This window comes from Nocardioides sp. NBC_00368 (genome assembly GCF_036090055.1).
In the GTDB taxonomy this organism is placed as follows: Bacteria; Actinomycetota; Actinomycetes; order Propionibacteriales; family Nocardioidaceae; genus Nocardioides.
In genome coordinates this window covers 4,377,037-4,399,725 of the sequence record NZ_CP107970.1, presented here as the reverse complement: position 1 = coordinate 4,399,725, position 22,689 = coordinate 4,377,037, and the positions used below count along the sequence as shown (strand labels likewise).

Sequence of the window (22,689 nt, the reverse complement as noted above, 5' to 3'; positions counted from 1 at the left end):
AGCTTGTCGAGACCCCCGTCTAGTCACGGGAGGTCTCGACAGGCTCGACCGCCGAATCGTTTTAGAACCGGATCGCGTCGATGATCTTGACCCGGGCGGCGATCATCGCCGGGAGGATGCCCGCGATCGCGCCGACCGCGAGCGCGACGGCGAGACCGAGGAAGGCCGCCGAGAGCGGGAAGGGCGGGACGTCGTCGATGCCCTGGAGGACGTACTTCTCCACCAGCGGGTTCTTGACGGCGGCCACGGCCAGGAGCACGCCGATCACGCCTGCGACGACGGTGGCCACGACGCTCTCCATCATCACCGAGAAGAACACCCTCCCGGTGGTCGCACCGAAGCTGCGCCGGATCCCGATCTCCCGGATCCGCTGCTGGATGGTGACCAGCGCGATGTTGAGCAGGCTCAGGGCGCCGAGCAGCAGGATGATGCCGGCGATCCCGATGATCACCCACTTGATCGGCCCGATCGGGTCCTCACCGCCCCACGCCATGTAGTCGTCGCGCTGGGCGTCGACCTGGAGACCCGGGAGCTCGGCGCGCATCGCCAGGTTGATCTCGGACGCGAGCTGGTCGGCGCCCTCGACCGGCACCCACATCTCGTAGCTGGCGTCCGACGGGGTTCCGGTCTGCCAGTGCTCGAGCGAGTCGGCCAGCATGAACGCCCGCGGCGTGCCGTAGCCGCGCAGGCTGGTCACCCCGACGATCGTGGCGGTCACCGACAGACCCTGGCCGTTCAGCTCGACCGCGGTCGGCAGCGGCGTGCCCTGCAGACCGAGCTTCTTCAGGAACGTCTCGTCGACCACGAGCGCCGGGGAGAGGCGCTCCGTGTCCGACTCCTCCAGCCAGCGGCCCTGCGGGACCACGACCCGGTGGATCGCCGCGTACGCAGGATCGACTCCCATCAGCTCGATTCGCTTGCTCCGGCTCGCGGTGGTCGCCTTGATGTCGTAGGCGGAGATCCGCGCGGAGGCGTACGTGACGTCGAACCGCTCCGCGACCGTCTGGAACGCTGGCCGGACCCGCTCGACGGAGAGCGGCATGCCGTTGCGGTCGTCGTAGGCCATGATCGAGATGTGCGCCGGTCGCCCGTCGGTCTCGTAGGACTCGGTGAACATCTGCTTCGCGATCTGGCCGGCCGCCACCGTCGCGGTGATCGAGGCGACCGCCACCGCCACGCCGACCAGCGACAACAGCACCCGGAGCTTGTGGATGCGCAGCTCCTGCCACGCCTCGACGGTCGAGGCGGCCAAGCCGGTGACGATCCGCGCCAGGGCCGTCCTCACGCGACCGCCTCCTCGGTCAGCGGGTGCAGCCGACCCTCGGCGAGCCGAAACCGCCGCCGGGCCAGCGCCGCGACGTTCTGGTCGTGGGTGATCGTGATCAGTGCCGCGCCGGAGTCGTAGGTCGCCTGGTCGAGCAGCCTCATCACCATCGCGCCGGTCTCGACGTCGAGGGCTCCGGTCGGCTCGTCGGCGAGCACCACCGACGGGGTGCGTACCAGGGCGCGGGCGATGGCGATGCGCTGCTGCTCACCGCCGGAGAGGAACTGCGGCATCGCGTCGAGCCGGTCACCGAGCCCGACCTTGTCCAGCATCGTCGCCGCGATCCGGCGGCGCTGCCAGAACTCCCTGCCCGAGGCGTACAGCAGCGGTGCCATCACGTTCTCCAGCGCCGTACGCCCCGGCAGCAGGTTGAACTGCTGGAAGACGAACCCGACGTCCCGCCCGCGGATCCGGGCGGCCTGCCGGCTGCTGATGTCGGTGACGTTGCGACCGGCCCACTCCAGGGTGCCGCCGGTGGGCCGGTCCAGCAGGCCGAGCAGGTTCAGCAGCGTCGACTTGCCGGTTCCGGATCGGCCGACGATGCCGACGTGGTCCCCGCGGCGTACGTGCAGGTCGACGCCGGTCAGGATGTGCAGGTCCTCGCCGTCGGGGAGCTCGACCGTACGGGCCACGCCGGTGAGCCTCAGGAGCTCCTCAGCGCTCACATCTCCCCCATGGGCATTTCCTCGGCCATCTCGTCGCCCTTGCCGCCGCCCGACTCCTTCGAACCCGGGACGTAGCGCAGCACCGAGTCGCCGGCCTTCAGCCCGCTGGTGACCTCGACCAGCTTGCCATCGGTGAGGCCGAGCTTCACCGGCTGCTCGGTGGGGGTGCCGTCCTCGCCGACGACCCAGACGCTGCCGTCCCGGACCAGACCCGTGACCGCGGTGACCGGGATGGTGACGACGTCGCCGTCGCTCGCGCCCGCGTCGATGGCCATGCTCATCGTCAGGCCGTCGAAGACGGTCACCTTCTCCGGCACCAGGCAGCTGATCCGGGCGCCCGCGCCGGACTCGCCCTCGCCGCCGGGTGCCCCCTCCATCATCTCGTCCTCGGGGGCGTCGCCGGCGATCGTCTCGGTCGCCGCGTCGCCGACGACCAGGTCGGTGCAGGTGAACGGCTTGGGGCCGCCCTCGATGGTCACGGTCGCGCGGTCGGGGTTGCCGGCCAGCCGGTAACGGTCCAGCGGTGAGATCGCGCCGACCGCGTGGAAGGTCGTGGGACGGATCGAGACGACCACTCCATCCTCGGCGACGTCGGTCATCATGTCGACGGCGTAGTTGCCGACGATGCCGGTGGCGGGCGCGACGACCGTGTACCAGTGGTAGACCGGCTTCGGCGCCGGCGGCTCGACCGGGGCGTCGTCGCGGTCGCCGTCGCCGGTGGCGTCATCGACCTTCCCGGGCTCGTCGGCCTCCTCGGCAGGCTCTTCGACGGCCGCTTCGGCGGGCTCCTCCTCGGCCCGCACCTGGAAGAGCTTGTCGCCCTTCTTGACCTTGGCACCGGTGTCGGCGAACTTGTGCGCCAGCACGCCGGTGACCGAGCTCGTCGCCGAGACCGGCTTGTCGATCACGATGGTCCCGTCGATCGTGAGCGAGTTGGAGATCGTGCCCTTCTCGGCGACGACCTCCTCCGGCGGGATCTCCCCGGTCGGCGTCAGCGGTGCGCCGTCGGCGTCCTGCGTCGAGCCGGTGAAGGCCAGCTTGAAGAGGCTGACCGCGACGACCAGCCCGATCACCGCCCAGAACGACCTGAAAAGTACGCGGCGCACCGCCGTCTTCGACATGAGCGGACTGTAGCCCCGGGTGCCGCGTCCCGGCGGCCCAATTTCGGACCGGTTCGGCAACACTCCATCCACGTTCGCTTCGAACGTGTGTTCCATCCCCTAGACTCCCGGGGCCCGAACGATCGACCGCCTCAGGTACCGGAGACCCCACGATGCGTCCCGACAACGACACGACCTCGGACCGGCCGACCCCGATTGGCAACGGCGCGGCAGCGAACGGCCGTGGCCTGATCCTCTTCGGCGCCGTCTCGGTCGCGCTGATCTCGACGGCGGCTGCGTACGTCGCGATGGTCGGCTTCGGACGCGACGTGCTCGCCATGGGCACGATCAACGCCTACGCCTTCGCCGGGGTCTTCGAGCTCTCCCTGGTCACCGTCGCGCTGATGGCGCGAGAGGCGGCCCAGCAGGACCGGCCGGCGCAGACGCTGCTCACCCTGACGTGGCTCCTGTCGGCCGCGTCCGGGTTCTTCGCCGGCTGGCACGAGATCCACCTCGGCCACGCCGCCACCGCCGCGGCGTTCCGGTTCATCGTGCCGCTGCTGGCCGCGCTGATGTGGCACCTGGCGCTCGTCGGCGACCGCCACCTGGCCATGGAGCGCTCCTGGTCCGACCTGCGGATGGGCGCCCGGATGCACGCCCTCCTGGCCACCCGGGTCGAGTGGCGGCGGGCTCGCGACACGGCGGTGCGGAAGCGTACGGCCTCCTCGCGCCGGAAGCTCGAGCGCGCGCAGAAGCGCTACTGGCGCGCCGAGGCGGTGGCGCTGCGGTCCGTCGCGCCGGGCGCGATGCGCGAGCAGATCACTCAGTGGGTCGACGCGTTCGCCGCGGTCGCCGAGGGCACCCGCCAGGCCGACCGGCTGCCGATCACCCTGCCCGACGTCCATGAGGCGCTCAGCGTGCCGGTCGCGGAGCAGGTCCCCCACGTCGCGCCCGCTCGCGGCTCCGACCGGGCCATCGAGGCGCCGACCGACATCCCCTTCGACCGGACCGCCGACACCGTCTCAGACGTTCCCCGCGAGGTGACGCCGTCACGGGAGCCCCGGACGCGCGAGATGGCCTCGGCGCTCGCCACTCCCGACGCCCGCCAGCGGGTGTCGAGCCGGGTGCCCGACGCCGCGCGCACCGCCGCCGAGGCTGCTCCCGGAGCCGGGATGGTCCCGCAGTTCAGCAACGGTCGCACGGCCACCAAGCCCGCCGACGCCGACGGCGCCCTCCTGGACCGGATCCCGTTCCCGGAGAACATCCCCGACCCCGAACCGGCCATCGACTATCCCGACATCTTCCCCGACGAGATCGCCGAGCTGCTGGCGAATCTCCCCGACGACAAGGCCGAAGCCTCCCGGCTCCTCGTCGACGCCGGCGCCCGCATCCCCGACGTGGCCGCACAGCTCGGCGTCTCCACCAGCAGCGTCTACCGCTGGACCAGGGCCAAGGCCTGACGCTTCGGGCAGGAGGGTCAGCGCTCGAGGTCGGCCTTGAGCTTGGCGAGCGTGGTCGCCATGCCCGTACGCAGCTCCTCGGTGAAGGGCTCCTGACCACCGAACGCGATGTTCGTCAGCGAGCGGGAGAGAGCGGAGATGCCGGTCGGCGTCTCACGGCGGTGGGTGACCAGGGTCCCCTCCGGAGTCTCCTCGAGCTGGTAGGACCACACCGTCGTGTTCTCGGTGATCCGGAACGCGAAGTCGGAGTGCGGGGTGAAACGTACGACCTTGGCGTTCGTCGGCCAGTGCTTCCAGCCCTGGTGGTTGATGTTGAGGAAGCGGGTCCCCTCCTTCACCTGCCCGAACACGATCGTCTTCACCACCTGCGGGCTCCACGAAGCCATCCGCGGCAGGTCGGTGACCGCCGCCCACACCTGGGCCGGCGTCGCGTTGATGGTGGTCGTCGCCTCGAGCTCTGTGATCGTCGTCATAGCCCGAACCGTACCGTCAGTATGGCTCGATGGACAGTAGGTGCCCAGATGTCAACAGAGCTTCACCCGAGGCTGACCTTGACCTCGATCGAGGTCGAGGTGTCGGCTCCCGCGCCTCCGTTGCCGTAGTCCCTGCCGGATCCGCCGTTGAGTCTGTCGGGCCCGCTCCCGCCGTAGAGGCGGTCATCGGCGCCGTATCCATAGAGGATGTCGCGGCCGGCGCCGCCCTGGAGCAGGTTCCTGGCGCCATTTCCCTCGAGCTTGTCGTCGTAGCGGCTGCCCGTCAGGTTCTCGAACCCGCTCGAGGTGTCGCTGCCGGCGCCGCCGCTCGCACGGGTCAGGGAGGCGGCGACGCGACCGCTGGCCGAGGCGTACGTCACGGTGTCCGTGCCTGGCCCGCCGATCAGTCGGTCGGCACCCGCGCCACCGCTGATCGTGTCGTTCCCGTACGACCCGTTGACGACATTGGTGCCCGAGGAGCCCGTGAGCACGTCGGCCACGGACGAGCCCGTCAGGTTCTCGACCGTGCTGATCCGGTCGTAGCCGGATCCACCGGTGTTCTGCGACGACGTCGTGGCAAGCGTGACGCGAACCCCCGTCCTGGACGCGCTGGCGTACGACACGGTGTCCGTGCCGCCGGACCCGACGACGGTGTCGTTCCCAGGCCCTGGGTCGATCGTGTCGTTGCCGTCGCCGCCCGTGAGTACGTCGGTGCCACCCAGCCCCTCGATGTGATCGTTGCCTGCGCCACCCGAGATCGTGTTCGCCGTGCTGCCGCCACGGAGGTCGTCGGCGTACCGGCTTCCGGTGACCGACTCGATCTCGGCGAGGTGGTCGACGGTCTGGAGGTAGTAGTCAGCGGGCATCCAGGCCCTCGCGCCGGCGTTCGCCGCGGCGTAGGTGACGGTGTCCCTCCCGCTGCCGCCGAACACATCGTCGCCGTACTCTCCTCGGCCAACAGGCGCGCCTACGATCGTGTCGTTGCCGTCACCGGCCCTTACCTGGTCGACACCGGCGCCGACATCAAGCCGGTCGTCACCAGCCTCACCGTGGATGACGTCGTTCCCGGCCCCGGCCGTGACGGTGTCGTTGCCGTCGCCCGCGTAGACCATGTCGTTGCCCGCGCCCAGGTCGATGCTGTCATTGCCCGCGCCCGACCTCACTGTGTCGTTCCCGTCGCCACCGGAGACGGAGTCCTTCGCCGCGTCGCCCTCCAGGAGGTCGTTGCCGAGCCCACCGATCAGGGTGTTGTCGCCGGCGCCGCCGCGTACGCTGTCGGCGTCGGCACCACCGTCGACCCGGTCGTTGCCGTCGCTCCCGTCGAGCTCATCGAGTCCGGCCGATCCGCTGATCGAGTCGTCCCCGGCCTCTCCGTCGACGGTGTCGGCACCTGCGCCGCCGTCGAGCAGATCGTTGCCGGCGCCACCGAAGATCTGATCGTCCCCCGCGCCGCCCTCGATCCGGTTGGCCCGAGCGTCTCCGTAGAGGCGGTCGTAGCCGGCTGAACCGATGACGCCTTCCACGCCGGCCGGGACCGTGTACTCGACCCATCCCGAGACCTTCGCGAACGAAGCCATGTCCGTGCCAGGACCACCGTCGAACCTCTCGGACCAGTAGCTCACCCGGTAGTCGTTCTCCTGGAACTCCAAGGTGTCGTCACCATTGCCGCCGCTGATGGCGTAGTCGTCGCAATTCGCGTTGTGGTCCCCGGGAACGACGCGATCGTCGCCCGCTCCACCGGTCACATCGCAGAAGAACCCGGCCTCGAGGAGATCTCCATGCTCCGACCCGACCAGGCTCCATCCGCGACCGGAGCCGGTCCACACTTCGACGGTGTCAGTCCCCTGCCCGAGGACGGTCATCTCGTCCTGGACAAGGGAGCTCGGCGCCATCGTGATCGGACCGCGGGCTGCCACGTACGAGACCGATGCATCGCTGTCCCTGAAGACGTCGTCCCCCGGACCGCCGACAAACCGGTCCTTCCCGTCACCGCCGACGAGGGTCGAACCGCCGGTGCCGGCAGTGAGGTCGTCCGCGAAGCGGGAACCGGTGACGATCTCCGTGCCGGAGATCGTGTCGCTCCCCAGACCGGTGTCCTGAGCGGTGGTCGTCGCCAACGAGACCGTCACGGCCACGGGCGAGGACGCGAAGGTGATCTCGTCGTCACCGTCGCCGAGATCGAGGACGTCATCGCCCATGCCCACGTAGGCCTCGTCGTCGCCCGCTCCGCCGAAGAGCTGGTCGTCGGCCACATCCCGGTCGAACGCGTCCCCGTCACCCTGGCCGTTCTCGTTGAGCACATCTCCGCCGGCACCGCCGTGGAGACGATCTGCCCCGGCACCGCCGCTGAGGAAGTCTCGCCCGGCGCCGCCGTGGATGGTGTCCGCGCCAGGTCCGCCGTTGAGCGTCTCGACCGCCTTCCACGAGCCCGGCGCTTCGACCAGGTCCGTCCCGGTGATCGTGTCGTCGCCCTGGCTGCCGATCACGAAACGTACGCGCGGCGCGGCGCCGTCGCGCGCGGCGCGGATGATGTCGGTGCCGGCTCCGCCGGTCACCTCGACGACCATGCGGCCATCGACGGCGACCGGGTTCAGGTCGATCTCCACCGGGCCGGCGACATCCGAGTAGGACAGGTAGTTGGAGTCGGCACCGATCTCATCCCCGGCATATGGCCAGGTCACAGTGTCATTTCCGGCCCCGGGCAGAACAGTATGAGTCAGCCCGGACAGGCTGTGGCAGTTCACCTGGATGGAATCGTCACCGTCGCCGCCGGCATAGACGTTGTCACCGTCGTCACACGCCTCGATCACGCCATCGCCGATGCTGTCGTTGCCCGCTCCACCGAGAAGCGAGTCGTCGCCGTCCTCGCCGAACAGCCGGTCGTCACCGTCTCCGCCGCAGATGGTGTCGTCTCCGCCGAGCCCGTTGATCGTGTCGGCGCCGGGCGTACCGAGGATGACATCTGCACCTTCGGTCGCAGTGGCGTCCGCTGTCGTGTTGAGGTCGATCGTGACCGGAAGACCGTTGCAGACGGGGGTCTCGGTGTCCGCAGCGCCGGCGGAGGCGAGCCCGACGGTCATCAGGCCGGACAGAAGGAGACCACCGACGACGTACGCCGGGGAAGGAAGACGCATGGAAGACTTTCGAGCTCGGTGGGGGCGAGCCGACGGGCTCACGCAGCGCCGGACAGCCTCACGACGCGCGGGTTTACGTTAAGACCCAACCATCCCGAGCGACATAGCCCGAACGGGCTATGCGGAGCGCTCGGCCCACCAGTCGAGGAGCCGCTTGGCGGCCTCGTCCTCGGAGAGGATGCCCTCGTCGAGGCGCAGGTCCATGAGGAACTTGTACGCAGCCCCGACCTCACGACCCGGCGCGATCCCGAGCAGCGACATGATCTGGTTGCCGTCGAGCGCGGGGCGGAGGGCGGCGAGCTCCTCCTCCTCGGAGATCCGCTCGATACGGGCCTCGAGGGCGTCGTAGGTGCGGGCGAGGCGGTCGGCCTTGCGGCGGTTGCGGGTGGTGCAGTCGGCGCGGGTGAGCACGTGGAGACGGTCGAGCTGGTCGCCGGCGTCGCGGACGTAGCGCCGCACCGCCGAGTCGGTCCAGTCTCCGTCGCCGTAGCCGTGGAAGCGCAGGTGCAGCTCGACGAGCTTGGAGACCGCCTCGATCTCGTCGTTGGAGAAGCGCAGCGCCTTCATCCGCTTGCGGGTCATCTTGGCGCCGACGACGTCGTGGTGGTGGAACGACACGGTCCCGTCGTCGTGGAACTTACGCGTGCGCGGCTTGCCCACGTCGTGCATCAGCGCCGCGAACCGGGAGACGAAGTCGGGCCCGCCGCCGAGACGCGCCTCCTGGTCGATCGACTGCTCGAGCACGGTGAGGGTGTGCTCGTAGACGTCCTTGTGCCGGTTGTGCTCGTCACGCTCCATCCGCAGCGCGGTCAGCTCGGGCAGCACGAGCTCGGCCAGCCCGGTCTCGACCAGCAGCGTGAGCCCGAGGCGCGGGAAGGGCGCGCAGATCAGCTTGACCAGCTCGTCGCGGACCCGCTCGGCGGAGATGATCGAGATCCGCGACGCCATGTCGGTCATCGCGGCGACGACCTCGGGTGCGACCGTGAAGCCGAGCTGAGCGGCGAACCGCGCCGCCCGCATCATCCGCAGCGGGTCGTCGGAGAAGGAGTCCTCAGGGGTCCCGGGGGTCCGCAGCATCCGGGTGGCCAGGTCGACCACACCGCCGTAGAGGTCGACGACCTCACGGCCGGGGAGCCGCACCGCCATCGCGTTGACGGTGAAGTCGCGGCGTACGAGATCGTCGGCCAGCGAGGTCCCGTAGGCGACAGCGGGCTTGCGGGAGTCGGCCGAGTAGGCCTCGGAGCGGTAGGTGGTGACCTCTACCTGCCACGGGCCCTTGCGGGTGCCGATGGTGCCGAAGTCGCGGCCCATGTCCCACAGCGCCTCACCCCACGTACGCAGGATCTTCTCGGTCTCCTCGGGACGGGCCGAGGTGGTGAAGTCGAGGTCGTTGTGAGGGCGGCCGAGCATCGCGTCACGGACGGGGCCACCGACCAGAGCCAGTTCGTGACCGTCTGCAGCGAAGGCCTCTCCGAGGGAGTCGATCACCGGTGCGATACGGTCCAGTTCAGCAGTCACCGATCGCTGAACATCGGCGACGCTGATCGGGGGAAGCTGGCTGTCGGACACAACGCCGCAGTCTACGAGGACCGCACCCCCGGAAAGATATTCTCGAAGTCATGCCAGTCCGCCAGCATCAGGCGAGGCCGCCACGGCCACGTGGGCGAGCCACCGCCGCACTCGTCCTGGCGCTGCTGGCACCCCTGCTGCTGTTGCTTCCCACGCCCGCACAGGCCGACGAGGAGGCTGCTGAGACCGACCCGCTTGCGGTGAGCATCGACCAGCTCGACACGGTCAGCCTCGACGGCCGCACCAAGGGCCGGATCACCATGCGCGGCAAGGTCGTGAACACGACCGACGAGGAGTGGAGCGGGGTCAAGGTCTACCCGTTCATCGGCGACACGCCGATGACCACGTCCGAGGAGCTGGCCGAGGCGGCCAAGATGCCGGCGGACGCGCTGGTCGGCGAGCGGATCGTGGCGGAGGGGGCGTACGCGACGATCCCCGACCTCGCACCTGGCGAGACCTACTCCTGGTCGCTCACCGTGCCGCGCAAGCTCCTGCACGTCACCCAGCCCGGCGTCTACTGGTTCGGTGTCCACGCGCTGGGCACGACCACGCCCACCACCGCCGACGGCCGGGCGCGCACCTTCCTCCCGCTGGTCAAGGAGCCCAACAAGCGGGCCAAGGCCGAGAAGGTCTCGCTGGTCATGCCGCTGCGCCGCAGCGTGGTCTACAACCCCGACGGCAGCGTGAACTACCTCCCCGGCTGGACCCGCGACCTGAGCGCCGGCGGACGCCTCTTCCGGATGCTCGAGACCGGCACCGAGATCCCGAGCCTGACCTGGGCCATCGACCCGGCACTGATCGATGCCGTACGCCACCTCGCCGAGGGCAACCCGCCCCGCAACCTGTCCCCGACGGACGAGAGCGGCGAGGAGCCGGAGGAGAGCGGGAGTCAGAGCGCATCGCCCTCCGCATCCGCGCTGCTGCCGAGCCCCTCGGTGGGCCCCGACACCGACGACGAGGAGGCGCTCGACGAGGAGGCCCTGTCCGCGCAGAAGGCCGCGACGGTCTGGCTGGGTCGCCTCGAGAAGGCGCTCGCCGGCCACGACCTGCTCGCCCTCCCCTACGCCGACCCCGACCTGTCCGCGCTCGCCACCAGCGACCCCGACCTGCTGGCCACCGCGCGTGAGCAGACCGCCCAGGCGCTCGCGGAGCTCGGCATCAAGGCGACCTCGGCCGTCGCTCCGCCGACCGGCTTCCTCGACCGCGCCGCGGTCAACCTCCTCGAGCCGGGGGCGGTCAACCTGGTCAGCGACCGGATGTTCCGCGGCACCGCGCCGGTCATCGCCGATCTCGACGGCCACCAGATGATCGTGACGTCCTCCGGAGCCTCCGCCGGCGGCCCGGGGCCCAACGACCCCATCGACGCGATCTCGGTGCGCCAGCGGATCGTCGCCGAGGCCGCGCTGCGCCGGGGCTCCGACAAGCCGCTCGTGGCGGTCATCCCCGACGGCTGGCATCCGCCGCAGACCCCGGCCTCGTTCGTCACCCCGTGGCAGAACGCCCGCTGGATCGCGTCCTCGACGCTGGCCGAGGCGATGACGGGACACAAGGCGAAGTCGGTCACGGTCGACCAGCTGCGCTACCCGCGCCGGGAGATGAAGGCCGAGATCTCTGCCGACAGGATCAACACCGCCAACGAGCTCATCGGTGCCGGCGAGCTGCTGCAGCGGGTCCTGACCCACAACGACGAGGTCGCCTCCGACGTCATCAGCGAGGCCCTGACCACGACCTCCTACTCCGCCCGCAAGGGCGACACCGACTCTGCCGCCAACGCCCTCGACCAGATCAGCTCCGAGCTGAGCTCGATCACTGTGAGCGTTCCGCCGAAGGTGATCCTGTCCAGCATGAAGGGCGGCGAGTTCCAGGTCACCTTGAGCAACGAGCTCGACGAGCCGGTCACGGTGCGGCTGGACGCCATCACCGACGACTCGCTGCGGGTCGCGACCTCCGAGCCCGTGCAGCTCGACGCCAACTCGAAGGCGAGCTTCAACCTCGCGGCGAGCATGCACGACACCGGCACCCACACCGCCCTCATCGTCGTCACCGACACCAAGGGCAACCCGCTGGGCGCCCACGCCTCCGTCCCGATCCGCCCCTCGCAGGTGAGCGGGGTGATCTGGTGGTTCGTCGGCACCGGCTGCGCGCTACTCTTCGCGGCGATCGCCGTGCGACTCACCCGGCGGATCATGAAAGCCAAGAAAGCCCGTACGTCAGGAGGCGTCGAGTGAGGAGCGGACGCGAGCGAGGAACGAGCTCAAGCGTTCGCGACGAGCGAGGAGCCAAAGCGAACGAAGCGAGCGGCAGAAGCGTGACAGCCACCGAGCAGAAGTCCGGCGGAAGCTCGGTCCTGGCCAACAGCGCAGTGATGGCCGCGGGGACGCTCTTCTCGCGGGCCAGCGGCTTCATCCGTTCGGCACTCCTCGTCGCCGCCCTGGGTTCCGGGCTGCACGCGGACGTCTTCAACATCGCCAACACCGTCCCCAACATGCTCTACATCCTGTTGGCGGGCGGCGTCTTCAACGCGGTGCTCGTGCCGCAGCTGGTGAAGGCGCAGAAGAACGACGAGGACGGCGGGGCGGCCTACACCGACCGGATCATCACGCTGGCCGGTCTCTTCCTCGGCGTCGTGACGATCGTCCTGGTGCTCGGTGCGCCGCTGCTGATGCGTCTCTACCTCGGCGCCGACTGGTACACCGCCGATCACAAGGCCCAGCTCGAGTCGGCCATCGACTTCGCCCGCTGGTGCCTGCCACAGGTCTTCTTCTACGGGATGTTCGTGCTGGTCGGCCAGGTGCTCAATGCCCGCGGCAGCTTCGGCCCGATGATGTGGGCCCCGATCGCGAACAACATCATCGCGATCTCGACCCTGGTGATCTACCTGGTCGTCTTCGGGCCCTCCGACGTCGGTGGCTTCACCACGGGCCAGGAGATCCTCCTGGGGCTGGGCTCGACTCTCGGCATCGTTCTCCAGTTCCTGCTGCTCCTTCCGGTGCTGCACAAGACCGGCGTACGCTTCCGCCCCCGCTTCGACTTCCGTGGCGCCGGGCTCTCGCAGACCGCGAAGCTGGGCATGTGGACGGTGCTCTTCGTGGTCGTCAACCAGGTGGCCTACACGATCGTGACGCGGCTTGCCTCGACCGGTTCGGCCGCGGGCGGCACCGGCTACACGGTCTACTCCAACAGCTTCCTGGTCACCCAGGTCCCGCACTCGATCATCACGGTCTCGCTGGCGACGGCGATCCTGCCGATCCTCTCGCGCCACGGCGCCGCCGGCGAGCTGCCCGAGCTGGGACGTACGCTGTCGCAGCAGCTGCGCAACGCGCTCGCCATCGTGATCCCGATCGCCGCGCTGCTCCCGGTGCTCTCCGAGGACATCCCCCATCTCCTGTTCGGCTACGGCGCCGGTGCCGACGCGTTCAAGGACTACGCCCCGACGCTGTCGGTCTTCGCGGCCGGGCTGGTCTTCTTCACGATCCACTACCTGCTGCTGCGCGGCTTCTACTCGCTGGAGAAGAACCGCACCGTCTTCTTCATCCAGTGCGCGGTCGCCGCCACCAACATCGTCGCCGCGCTGCTGCTGACCCGGGCGTTCTCCGCCGAGCACACCGCCGCGGCCCTGGCCAGCGCCTACACGCTGTCCTACCTGGTCGGCTCCGTCGTCTCGTACGTCGTCCTCAAGCGCACCCTCGGCGACCTGGACGGCCGCGGGCTGCTCGGTTTCCTCGCCCGCCTGGTCATGGTGACCGTCGTGGCCGCCGCTGCCGCATGGCTGCTGCGCACCGGGCTGGGCCTGATCAACGACGAGCCGACGATGGTGCTGGCCTTGATCGGGGCCGCTATCGTCGGGGCGCTGCATCTCGGCATGCTGCTCCTCGGGGCGCAGGCTGCCCAGGTCAAGGAGCTGACCACGATGGTGCAACAGGTCGCCCGACGGCTGCGCCGTTGAGCACCTGCCCTTGACCACCATCGGACAGCCTCATCACTGTCTGGCAAGGTCTGAAAGAATGGGTCCGATATGGAGTTCACGCAATCAGGCGACGTCCTCGCCGGCAGATACCAGCTGACGGATCTGCTGAGCGAGTCCCGCGAGGGACGCTTCTGGCGTGCCCAGGACGCGGTGCTCGGCCGCCCGGTTGCCGTGCACGTCCTCGATGCCCATGACGAGCGCGCGCCGCGTCTGATGGCCGCCGCCCGCAACTCCGCCGCCGTCGGTGACCCCCGGATGCTGCGCGTCCTCGACGCCGCCCAGACCGACCAGGTGGCGTACGTCGTCAACGAGTGGGGCGAGGGCGCGTCGCTGGAGAACGCGCTGGCCGCCGGCGGCCCGCTGCCGCCGCAGCAGGCCGCCTGGATCGCCGCCGAGGTCGCCGACCTGCTGGTCCTGGCCCACGACCAGGGCCACGCCCACGGCCGGCTCAACCCCGAAGCCGTGCTGCTCGACGACCTCGGCGCGGTGCGCGTCATCGGCTTCGGTGTCGACGCCGCGCTGCACGGGATCGATCCCGACACCCGTGACTCGCAGCGCCGCGACCGCGTCGACGCCGTCGGCGTCCTCTACGCCGCCCTGACCGGCAAGTGGGCCGGAGAGACGCTCTCCTCGATGCCTCCCGCGCCGCGTGACCACGGCCGGGTGCTCCGTCCCCGGCAGGTACGCGCCGGTGTGCCGCGTCCCCTCGACGACCTGTGCGACCGGGTGCTGGGCAGCGGTGCCGACATGCCGCCGCTGACCGCGGCCGAGCTGCACTCCGCGCTCGCCGGCTTCTCCGGCGAGCCGACCGCGCCGCTCAACCGGCCCTCCGCCATCGACGAGGACACCCAGGCGATGGCCCCTCCGGCCAAGCTCGAGCCCGCCGAGGCCCAGGCTGCGTCGAACGCCATCGGCGTGGCCCCCGACGCCGTACGCCCCCAGCGTCAGCGTCCTTCCTCCCCGCCGCCGATGCAGGACCCGACCCCGTCGAAGCCGCTCTTCGCCGACGAGACCCCGGGCTACGTGCCTCCGCAGCGCCCGCAGCAGGCTCCTCCTGCCGCCGGCCGGCGGCCGGTCGCTCCGGATGCCTCCTACAACGGCTGGCAGGGCCCGTGGACCGGCGCCAACGTACCGATCGCCGAGGAGCCGGACTACAACCAGAAGCCCGGCGCCAACTGGCTACGCATCGCCATGGGCGTCGCCCTCGTGGTCCTGGTCCTCATCGCCGGCTCGATCGCCTGGAACATCATCGGCGACGACCCCAACACCACCGCCGAGAACCCCGGTACCGGGAGCAACGAGGGCAACGACGATGGCCAGGCTGCCGAGCCGACCGTCATCAAGGGCATCACCGCCAAGGACCTGGACCCGCACGGCGACCCGCCCACCGAGTATCCCGATCTGGTAGGGGGCGTCGTTGATGGCAAGGACGACCCTGCCACCGATTGGCGTACGCAGGTCTACAAGGATCAGATCGGTGACGGACCCCGCTCACTCAAGCCGGGCCTCGGAGTCGTTCTCAACCTCAAGGGCGATTACGCCCTCGACTCGCTCTCGTTCAGCATGGGGGGAGAACCGACGGATATCGAGGTCTACGTCGGCGACTCCCCATGGACCGGCGATCCCAGCGGGTCCCCGGCAGGCAAGGGCAGCGTCGGTACTGAGGGGGAGATCAAGCTCGACGGCGCTCCTGAGGGCAGCTACGTACTCGTGTGGCTGACCGGCCTTCCGCAGGTCGACGGTGGATACCGCGCCGAGGTCAAGGAGATCGAAGTCCTCGGCACGCCCCTCGCCTGACGAGACGTCGCCCACGTCGGCCGAGAAGTCACTCCGGTCGCTCGAGGTGTCACCCCGATGCCGTGTCGAACGATGTACGCGACGCCTCGCGCGACGTACGAGACGTCTCGGCCTGCAGGCGTGACGTCTCGGCGTTCGGGGCCATGGAATGTTCGTCGCCTACGATCTGTTGTGCAGTTCGCCAGCCACACCTGAGGAGCCATTGATGCCGACCCCGTCGTCCCCGACCGACCCCCGCAACGTGATCGTGGTGGGTTCCGGCCCGTCGGGCTACACCGCAGCGGTCTACAGCGCCCGCGCCGGACTGCAGCCGCTCGTCTTCGAGGGGTCGGTGACCGCCGGCGGTGCCCTGATGAACACGACCGAGGTCGAGAACTTCCCCGGTTTCCGTGACGGCATCATGGGCCCGGAGCTGATGGACAACATGCGTGCCCAGGCCGAGCGCTTCGGTGCCGAGCTCGAGCCCGACGACGTGGTCGAGATGGACCTCACCGGACCGGTGAAGGTCATCAAGACCGCGACCGACACCCACTACGCGAAGTCCGTCATCCTCGCCACCGGCTCGGGGTACAAGAAGCTCGGTCTGCCCCGTGAGGACGAGCTCTCCGGAAAGGGCGTCTCCTGGTGTGCCACCTGTGACGGATTCTTCTTCCGCCAGAAGCCCATCGTGGTCGTCGGCGGCGGTGACTCCGCGCTGGAGGAGGCCCTGTTCCTGACCCGTTTCGGCTCCTCGGTCACCCTGCTCGTACGCCGCGACGAGCTCCGCGCCTCCAAGATCATGCAGGAGCGCGCCTTCGCCGACCCGAAGCTCGAGATCGCCTGGAACTCCGTGGTCGAGTCGATCAACGGCGAGCTCTCCGTGGAGAGCATCACCGTCAAGGACACCAAGACCGGCGAGCTGCGCGACCTCGAGTGCGCCGGCCTGTTCATCGCCATCGGCCACATCCCGCGGTCCGAGCTGCTGGTGGGCCAGGTCGACCTCGACGACGACGGCTACGTCCTGACCAAGGAGGGCTCCACCGCCACCAACATCGAGGGCGTCTTCGCCGCCGGTGACCTCGTCGACCACGTCTACCGCCAGGCGATCACCGCTGCCGGCACCGGCTGCCAGGCCGCGCTCGACGCGGAGAAGTTCCTCGCCCACCAGGCCCACGCCGAGGCGGCTGCCGTCTCGGCCTGACCAGGGCCTCTACGGTGGTCTCGACAAGCTCGACCACCGTGCGCTGGGAATGTGCGACACAAGCCCAGCGTTCTGACCACAGACCTCCAAACCCGTCCCTACCAAGAAGGAACCCATCGTGGCTGACAACATGACCGCCGTGACCGACGCCGAGTTCGACTCGACCGTTCTGAAGTCCGACAAGCCCGTACTGGTCGACTTCTGGGCCGAGTGGTGCGGCCCGTGCCGCCAGGTCTCCCCGATCCTCGAGGAGCTGGCCGGTGAGCACGGTGACAAGGTCACCTTCACCAAGATGAACGTCGACGAGAACCCGGTCACCCCCTCCACCTACCGCGTCACCGGCATCCCGACCATCAACGTGTACCAGAACGGCGAGGTCGTGAAGTCCATCGTCGGCGCCAAGCCGAAGGCCGCGCTCCTCAAGGAGCTGCAGGAGTTCATCGGCTGACATCAGCTGTCACCCGGCTGGCCCGTCCTCTGTCACAGGGGCGGGCCGGCGTCATTTCGGGGTCGGTGTCAGTGGTCTCGACAGGCTCGACCACCGGAGGTTGGTGGTCTCGACAGGCTCGACCACCGGCTCGACCACCGTTTCACGGGAAACATTCACTCGCTGTCGCGATGCAGCTCGGTGGAGGCGGGCGACGGATGACTGCGGGGACGTACGACCTCCCGCAACCGCTCCCAGGCCGACTCGAAGTCGTCGATCCAGGTGACCGTCTGCTTCAGATCCATCCGCATCCGCGGCACGGTCGGATGTTCCCGATAGGTCTTGAAGCCCACGCGCCCGAGGAAGTCGGCCGGAGCGGCGCAGCGGCGTCCGTGGATGCCGCTCAGCGGCCCCACGTCGCCGAAGGCCTCGATGGCCCGGAACTCGCCGCGTTGCACCAGGTCACGAGCCATTCCCTGGACCAGCATGCGACCGATCCCACCGCCCGCACGACGCGGGTCGATCCACACGGTGGTCATCAGGACCGCATCGGCGGAGACCGGTCCGGACGGGAACGAGGCCACCCGCGGGACGAAGACCGGCGGCGCGTAGAGCACGAAGCCCACTGGCGTACCGTCCACCACGGCCACCCGCCCGCACGATCCCCACTCGCGGAGCACCTCGGAGATCCACGCCTCCTTGAGCGCGATCGTCTGCGAGGCGTCGACGCGGCGATGGCCGACAGGGTCGCGTTCCCAGAACAGACAGGCGCGGCACGGCGCCGGGACCTCGGCGAAGAGGTCCAGCGTCAGCGGAAGGATCCTGCGTGCCATGTCTCACCCTTGATCATCGGTTAAGGGTCTGTCACCAGCGTATGCGATCCTTCATGATGGTGACACCATGACTGATCTTCCCCAGCGCGCAACATCATCCCGCCTCGACCCCTACGCCGACCGCTACGCCGCCCGCACGGCAGGCATGACGGTCTCGGAGGTGCGAGCTCTCTTCGCAGTCGCAGCGCGCCCGGAGGTCGTCTCGCTGGCCGGCGGCATGCCCAACATCTCCAGCCTCCCGCTGGACGTGGTCGGCGACTCGATCCAGGACCTCATCCTGAGCCAGGGCCCGACCGCGCTGCAGTACGGCGGCGGCCAGGGCGATCCCGTCCTGCGCGAGCAGATCTGCGAGGTCATGCGCCTGGAGGGCATCGAGGCCCACCCCGACGACGTCGTCGTCACCGTCGGCTCCCAGCAGGCTGTCGACCTGGTCACCCGCGTCTTCTGCGACCCCGGCGACGTCGTGATCTGTGAGGCCCCGTCGTACGTCGGCGCCCTCGGTGTCTTCAAGGGCTATCAGTGCGACGTGGTGCATGCCGAGGTCGACGCCAGCGGCCTCATCCCGAGCGCGCTGGAGCAGGCGATCGTCTCCACCAAGGCCTCGGGCCGCAAGGTGAAGTTCCTCTACACGATCCCGAACTTCCAGAATCCGACCGGCGTCACCATGACGCCCGAGCGCCGCACCGAGATCCTCGAGATCTGCCGGCGCCACGACATCCTGGTGCTCGAGGACAACCCCTACGGCCTCCTCGGCTTCGACGACGAGCCCCGCCCGGCCATGCGCGCCCAGGACCCGGGGGTCATCTACCTCGGCTCCTTCTCCAAGACGTTCTCCCCCGGCCTGCGCGTCGGCTGGGCGCTGGCTCCCTCCGCGATCCGCGAGAAGCTGGTCCTCGCCCAGGAGTCCGCGACGCTCTGTCCGCCGCCGTTCAACCAGATGGCCGTCTCCGCCTACCTCTCCAACCATGACTGGCAGGGCCAGATCAAGGAGATGCGGGAGATGTACCGCGAGCGCCGCGACACCATGCTCGACGCGCTCGAGGACTACATGCCCGCGGCCTGCACCTGGACCAAGCCCGACGGCGGCTTCTTCGTCTGGCTGACGCTTCCTGCTGGCATCGACTGCAAGGCGATGCTCCCCCGTGCGGTCACCGCGCGGGTGGCGTACGTCCCCGGCACCGGCTTCTACGCCGACGGCTTCGGCGCCTCCTCGATGCGGATCTCCTACTGCTACCCCACCCCGGAGCGGATCCGAGAAGGCGTACGCCGCCTGGCCGGCGTCATCGAGGCCGAGATGGAGCTCCTGGAGACGTTCGGAGCGACCGGTCCGATCCCGGGTCTGCCCATCCGGGGTGCCGAGCACCCCTCGACGAACACGCAGTAGGTCCTCGCGCCCCTCCGGGCGTCATCTCGACAAGCTCGATGACCGGCGGTCGAACTCGATGACCGGTGGTCGAGCTTGTCGAGACCACCCTGCCTCGTCACCGGGGTCATCTCGACAGGCTCGATGACCGAGCCGAAATCCCTCTAGTTATTTGTCGACAAAACGCTTTGTCGCTTGATGACTAAATGGATTCGTCCGCCGGCGGAGACATCAGCTCGACGATCCGTCGCAGGTCGTCCAGCGTGGCGAACTCGACGGTGATCTTTCCCTTGGAGCGCCCCAGATCGACCTTGACGCGGGTGTCGAAGCGGTCCGAGAGCCTGTCGGAGATCTCCTTGAGCCCCGGCGCACTCGGCTTGGCCCGCCGCACGCGTGGCGTGGCGAAGGCGTCGCCGTCCGGGTCGCCCAGAGCGACGATCTCCTCGAGGCCACGCACGGAGATGCCCTCCGCCACCACCTTCTGGGCGAGCTTGTCCTGCTGCGCCTCGCCATCGACCGCGAGCAGCGCCCGGGCGTGGCCGGCGGAGAGGACTCCCGCGGCGACCCGGCGCTGCACCGACGGTGACAGCTTCAACAGTCGGATGGTGTTGGAGATCTGCGGCCGCGACCGGCCGATCCGCTGAGCGAGCTCGTCGTGCGTACAGGCGAAGTCGTTGAGCAGCTGCTGGTAGGCGGCCGCCTCTTCGAGAGGGTTCAGCTGCGAGCGGTGGAGGTTCTCCAGGAGCGCGTCGCGGAGCATGTCGGTGTCATCGGTCTCGCGGACGATCGCCGGGATGACATCGAGGCCGGCCTTCTGAGTGGCGCGCCAACGGCGCTCACCCATGACCAGCTCGTAGGAGTCGGCCGCCACCTTCCGGACGACGATGGGCTGGAGAAGGCCGATCTCACTGATCGAATGGACCAGTTCGGCCATCGCCTCCTCGTCGAAGACCTGACGAGGCTGCACGTGGTTGGGGTGGATCTGCTTGACCGGCAGTTCGGCGAAATATGCGCCGTCGACGGGCGCCAGATCCGAATTCTCGATCTGGCGGCCTTCCGCCGAGTCGGTGGACCCAGGGTCCACGGATGGGCCAGAAGTCGCTCCAGCGGAAAGGTCCGAATGACGGACGTCAGGCTGGACAGAAGCGCTGTCCGTCGACTCGTTTCCGCTCGTGGCGGGAGCGGTCGGGATCAGCGAGCCCAGACCTCGTCCGAGACCACGCTTCGGCGGCTGCTTGCTCATATTTCGGTGTCCCCCATGTCAGTTTCTTGCTGCTTCGCTGGTGGTCTCGACAAGCTCGACCACCAGCGTTCCACCAGCTTCGCGGGTGGTCTCGACAAGCTCGACCACCGGTGTTCCGCCAGCTTCGCGGGTGGTCTCGACAGGCTCGACCACCGGTGTTCCACCTGCTTCGCTGGTGGTCTCGACAGGCTCGACCACCGGTGTTCCGCCAGCTTTGCTGGTGGTCTCGACAGGCTCGACCACCGGTGTTCCACCAGCTTCGCGGGTGGTCTCGACAGGCTCGACCACCGGTTTTGCGCCTGCGTTGCGGGTCATGTCGACAAGCTCGATCATCCTTGCTCGCCCTGTTTGGCGAGCTCCTTGGCCGCCTCGAGATAGCTCAGGGCGCCCGGTGAACCCGGGTCGTACGTCATCACCGTCTGCCCGAACGAGGGCGCCTCGGACACGCGCACGGCGCGGGGGATGAACGTGCGCATGACGGTGTCACCGAAGTGCTCGCGCACCTCCTCTGCGACCTGCGAGGCGAGGCGGGTGCGGGCGTCGTACATCGTGATCAGCATCGAGGAGACCTTCAACGACGGGTTCAGCGCGGCGCGCACCATCTCGACCGTCTTGAGGAGCTGGCCGAGACCCTCGAGCGCGTAGTACTCCGCCTGGATCGGAATCATCACCTCGGTGCTCGCGACGAGCGCGTTGACCGTCAGCAGGCCCAGCGACGGCGGGCAGTCGATGAGCACGTAGTCCCAGCGGTCCTCCGCGTCGCCGACGCGAGGAGACTTCGCCAGCGCCGTCTTCAGACGCTGCTCTCGCCCTTCCTCCTCGACGAGCTCGACCTCGGCGCCGGCCAGGTCGATGGTCGCCGGCACGAGCTCGAGCCCGTCCAGCTTCGGCACCGGCACGACGACGTCCTCGATCGCCGCACCCTCGACCAGGACCTCGTACGTCCCCGGGGTGCCCTGGTAGTGGTCGACGTCGAACGCGGTGCAGGCGTTGCCCTGCGGGTCGAGGTCGATGACCAGCACCTTCTGCCCGAGCTGGGCCAGCGCCGCCGCGATGTTCACCGTCGAGGTGGTCTTGCCGACCCCACCCTTCTGGTTGGCGGAGACGATCACGCGCGTGCTCGCCGGGCGCGGCAGCGGCGGCCGGTTGCCCGCGGCACCTCGCGCCAGCAGCGTGTGCTCGGCGGCCGCGGCCAGCGGCGTCGCCTCGGTGGCGAAGTCGTTCTCGAAGGATGCGATGTCACCGGCCGTACGGAGCCTGATCGACACCGGTTCGTCGGTTTCACGTGAAACGGCGTTCTGTGTGCTCTCGTCGTCGTACGGCATAGTTCCTAACCCTCCATAGCCGGTGGTCGAGCTTGTCGAGACCACCCGGTGGTCGAGCCTGTCGAGACCACCGCGTTGTGCGCGTCAGCGGCGCTTCTTCCGGGACCCACCCTTGGACCCCTTCTGGCCGCCCTTCGGGACCGGCGGCCAATCTACCCGTGCGGGATCCGACCAAACCACCCGAACCGCGACAGTTGTCGTCTCCAAAACGCCTACACCGAGCTCCGAGACCGTCGGCGGAGCGCATCCCCACTTCTTCAGCTCCGAGTCGGCCTCTGCGATCTCCGCCTCGATGCTCGACCCCTTCATCGCGACGAGCGCTCCGCTGGGAACCACCAACGGCATCGACCAGTCGAGCAGCTTCCCCAGGCCGGCGACCGCGCGCGAGGTCACCACGTCGAAGCCGAGCTCACCGTGGAAGGCATCCGCCCTCCCCCGCAGCACCGTCACGTTCTCGAGCCCGAGATCCTCGGCTACCTCCTCGAGAAAGGTCGTACGCCGCAGCAGCGGCTCGATCAGCGTGATCTGCAGATCCGGGCGGGCGATCGCGAGGACCAGTCCCGGGAGCCCCGCGCCGGACCCGATGTCCGCGATTGCCACCCCTTCCGGGATCACCTCGCCGAGCACCGCGCAGTTGAGGATGTGCCGGTCCCACAGCCGCGGAACCTCGCGTGGCCCGATCAGGCCTCGCACCACCCCGGCGTCCGCCAGCCAGGCCGCGTACCTCTCCGCAAGCTCCAGCCGATCAGCCGGAAAGACCTTCTCCGCTCGGGGATCGATCTTCCCGAGACCCTCCACGCCCTCACGCTCCTCGCTCACACACGAACTG

At 69.1% G+C, this 22,689-nt stretch carries 18 protein-coding genes; 7 read left to right on the top strand and 11 right to left on the bottom strand.

Translation table 11 applies throughout. From position 1 onward, the window contains the following. Positions 1-61: 61 nt before the first annotated feature. From OG984_RS20960 to OG984_RS20950, 3 genes are read right to left on the bottom strand one after another with little or no spacing between them, the layout of a single operon-like run. A complete protein-coding gene (locus OG984_RS20960) occupies positions 62-1,285 on the bottom strand; it encodes an ABC transporter permease (RefSeq protein WP_328528122.1) in 1,224 nt (407 codons plus the stop codon). After that, positions 1,282-1,989: an ABC transporter ATP-binding protein gene (locus tag OG984_RS20955; RefSeq protein ID WP_328528121.1), complete on the bottom strand. Its 708-nt coding sequence runs from the start codon at positions 1,987-1,989 to the stop codon at positions 1,282-1,284. The genes OG984_RS20960 and OG984_RS20955 overlap by 4 nt, the downstream gene beginning before the upstream one ends. Beyond that, complete coding sequence (locus tag OG984_RS20950) at positions 1,986-3,110, bottom strand: hypothetical protein (protein WP_328528120.1); 1,125 nt, start codon at positions 3,108-3,110, stop codon at positions 1,986-1,988. The genes OG984_RS20955 and OG984_RS20950 overlap by 4 nt, the downstream gene beginning before the upstream one ends. A 152-nt stretch (positions 3,111-3,262) precedes the next feature. On the opposite strand from OG984_RS20950, the gene OG984_RS20945 reads away from it, so the two are divergent. After that, positions 3,263-4,549: a helix-turn-helix domain-containing protein gene (locus OG984_RS20945; RefSeq protein WP_328528119.1), complete on the top strand. Its 1,287-nt coding sequence runs from the start codon at positions 3,263-3,265 to the stop codon at positions 4,547-4,549. Between the two features lie 17 nt (positions 4,550-4,566). On the opposite strand, the gene OG984_RS20940 is transcribed toward OG984_RS20945, so the two are convergent. The 3 genes from OG984_RS20940 to OG984_RS20930 form a co-directional block, all read right to left on the bottom strand. Further along, a complete protein-coding gene (locus OG984_RS20940) occupies positions 4,567-5,022 on the bottom strand; it encodes an SRPBCC family protein (protein WP_328528118.1) in 456 nt (151 codons plus the stop codon). Positions 5,023-5,084: 62 nt separating this feature from the next. Then, a complete protein-coding gene (locus OG984_RS20935) occupies positions 5,085-8,156 on the bottom strand; it encodes a calcium-binding protein (RefSeq protein ID WP_328528117.1) in 3,072 nt (1,023 codons plus the stop codon). A 117-nt stretch (positions 8,157-8,273) separates the two neighbouring features. Continuing rightward, the gene (locus OG984_RS20930; protein ID WP_442940912.1) at positions 8,274-9,725 is read right to left on the bottom strand and encodes a CCA tRNA nucleotidyltransferase; all 1,452 of its coding nucleotides are present in this window, start codon (positions 9,723-9,725) and stop codon (positions 8,274-8,276) included. A gap of 50 nt (positions 9,726-9,775) precedes the next feature. Between OG984_RS20930 and OG984_RS20925 the strand changes: the two genes are divergently transcribed. From OG984_RS20925 to trxA, 5 genes are all read left to right on the top strand, one after another. Beyond that, the gene (locus OG984_RS20925) at positions 9,776-11,953 is read left to right on the top strand and encodes a DUF6049 family protein (protein ID WP_328528116.1); all 2,178 of its coding nucleotides are present in this window, start codon (positions 9,776-9,778) and stop codon (positions 11,951-11,953) included. A gap of 80 nt (positions 11,954-12,033) precedes the next feature. After that, complete coding sequence (murJ, locus tag OG984_RS20920) at positions 12,034-13,671, top strand: murein biosynthesis integral membrane protein MurJ (protein WP_328528115.1); 1,638 nt, start codon at positions 12,034-12,036, stop codon at positions 13,669-13,671. Between the two features lie 69 nt (positions 13,672-13,740). Then, positions 13,741-15,489, top strand: coding sequence for a protein kinase family protein (locus tag OG984_RS20915; RefSeq protein WP_328528114.1), 1,749 nt, complete (start codon positions 13,741-13,743; stop codon positions 15,487-15,489). 205 nt (positions 15,490-15,694) lie between these two features. Further along, positions 15,695-16,669 carry a thioredoxin-disulfide reductase gene (gene trxB / locus OG984_RS20910; protein ID WP_328528113.1) on the top strand — a complete coding sequence of 325 codons (975 nt, stop codon included), beginning with the start codon at positions 15,695-15,697 and terminating at the stop codon, positions 16,667-16,669. A gap of 118 nt (positions 16,670-16,787) precedes the next feature. After that, the gene (gene trxA / locus OG984_RS20905; protein ID WP_045547254.1) at positions 16,788-17,117 is read left to right on the top strand and encodes a thioredoxin; all 330 of its coding nucleotides are present in this window, start codon (positions 16,788-16,790) and stop codon (positions 17,115-17,117) included. A gap of 155 nt (positions 17,118-17,272) precedes the next feature. Here the strand turns inward: trxA and OG984_RS20900 are convergent, their stop codons facing one another. Next, positions 17,273-17,929, bottom strand: a complete 657-nt coding sequence (locus OG984_RS20900) for a GNAT family N-acetyltransferase (protein ID WP_328528112.1) — start codon at positions 17,927-17,929, stop codon at positions 17,273-17,275. 67 nt (positions 17,930-17,996) lie between these two features. Here OG984_RS20900 and OG984_RS20895 point away from each other — a divergent pair, with 67 nt between their 5' ends. Next, positions 17,997-19,313: an aminotransferase-like domain-containing protein gene (locus tag OG984_RS20895; RefSeq protein WP_328528111.1), complete on the top strand. Its 1,317-nt coding sequence runs from the start codon at positions 17,997-17,999 to the stop codon at positions 19,311-19,313. Positions 19,314-19,494: 181 nt separating this feature from the next. On the opposite strand, the gene OG984_RS20890 is transcribed toward OG984_RS20895, so the two are convergent. The 4 genes from OG984_RS20890 to rsmG form a co-directional block, all read right to left on the bottom strand. Beyond that, positions 19,495-20,535: a ParB/RepB/Spo0J family partition protein gene (locus OG984_RS20890; RefSeq protein ID WP_328528110.1), complete on the bottom strand. Its 1,041-nt coding sequence runs from the start codon at positions 20,533-20,535 to the stop codon at positions 19,495-19,497. Between the two features lie 18 nt (positions 20,536-20,553). Next, on the bottom strand, positions 20,554-20,868 hold the full coding sequence (locus tag OG984_RS20885; protein ID WP_328528109.1) for a hypothetical protein: 315 nt from the start codon (positions 20,866-20,868) through the stop codon (positions 20,554-20,556). Continuing rightward, the gene (locus OG984_RS20880; RefSeq protein ID WP_328528108.1) at positions 20,865-21,860 is read right to left on the bottom strand and encodes a ParA family protein; all 996 of its coding nucleotides are present in this window, start codon (positions 21,858-21,860) and stop codon (positions 20,865-20,867) included. The genes OG984_RS20885 and OG984_RS20880 overlap by 4 nt, the downstream gene beginning before the upstream one ends. Before the next feature lie 84 nt (positions 21,861-21,944). Beyond that, positions 21,945-22,679 (bottom strand): 16S rRNA (guanine(527)-N(7))-methyltransferase RsmG, encoded by a 735-nt coding sequence (gene rsmG / locus OG984_RS20875; RefSeq protein WP_328528107.1) that lies wholly within the window; start codon positions 22,677-22,679, stop codon positions 21,945-21,947. Positions 22,680-22,689 lie beyond the last annotated feature (10 nt).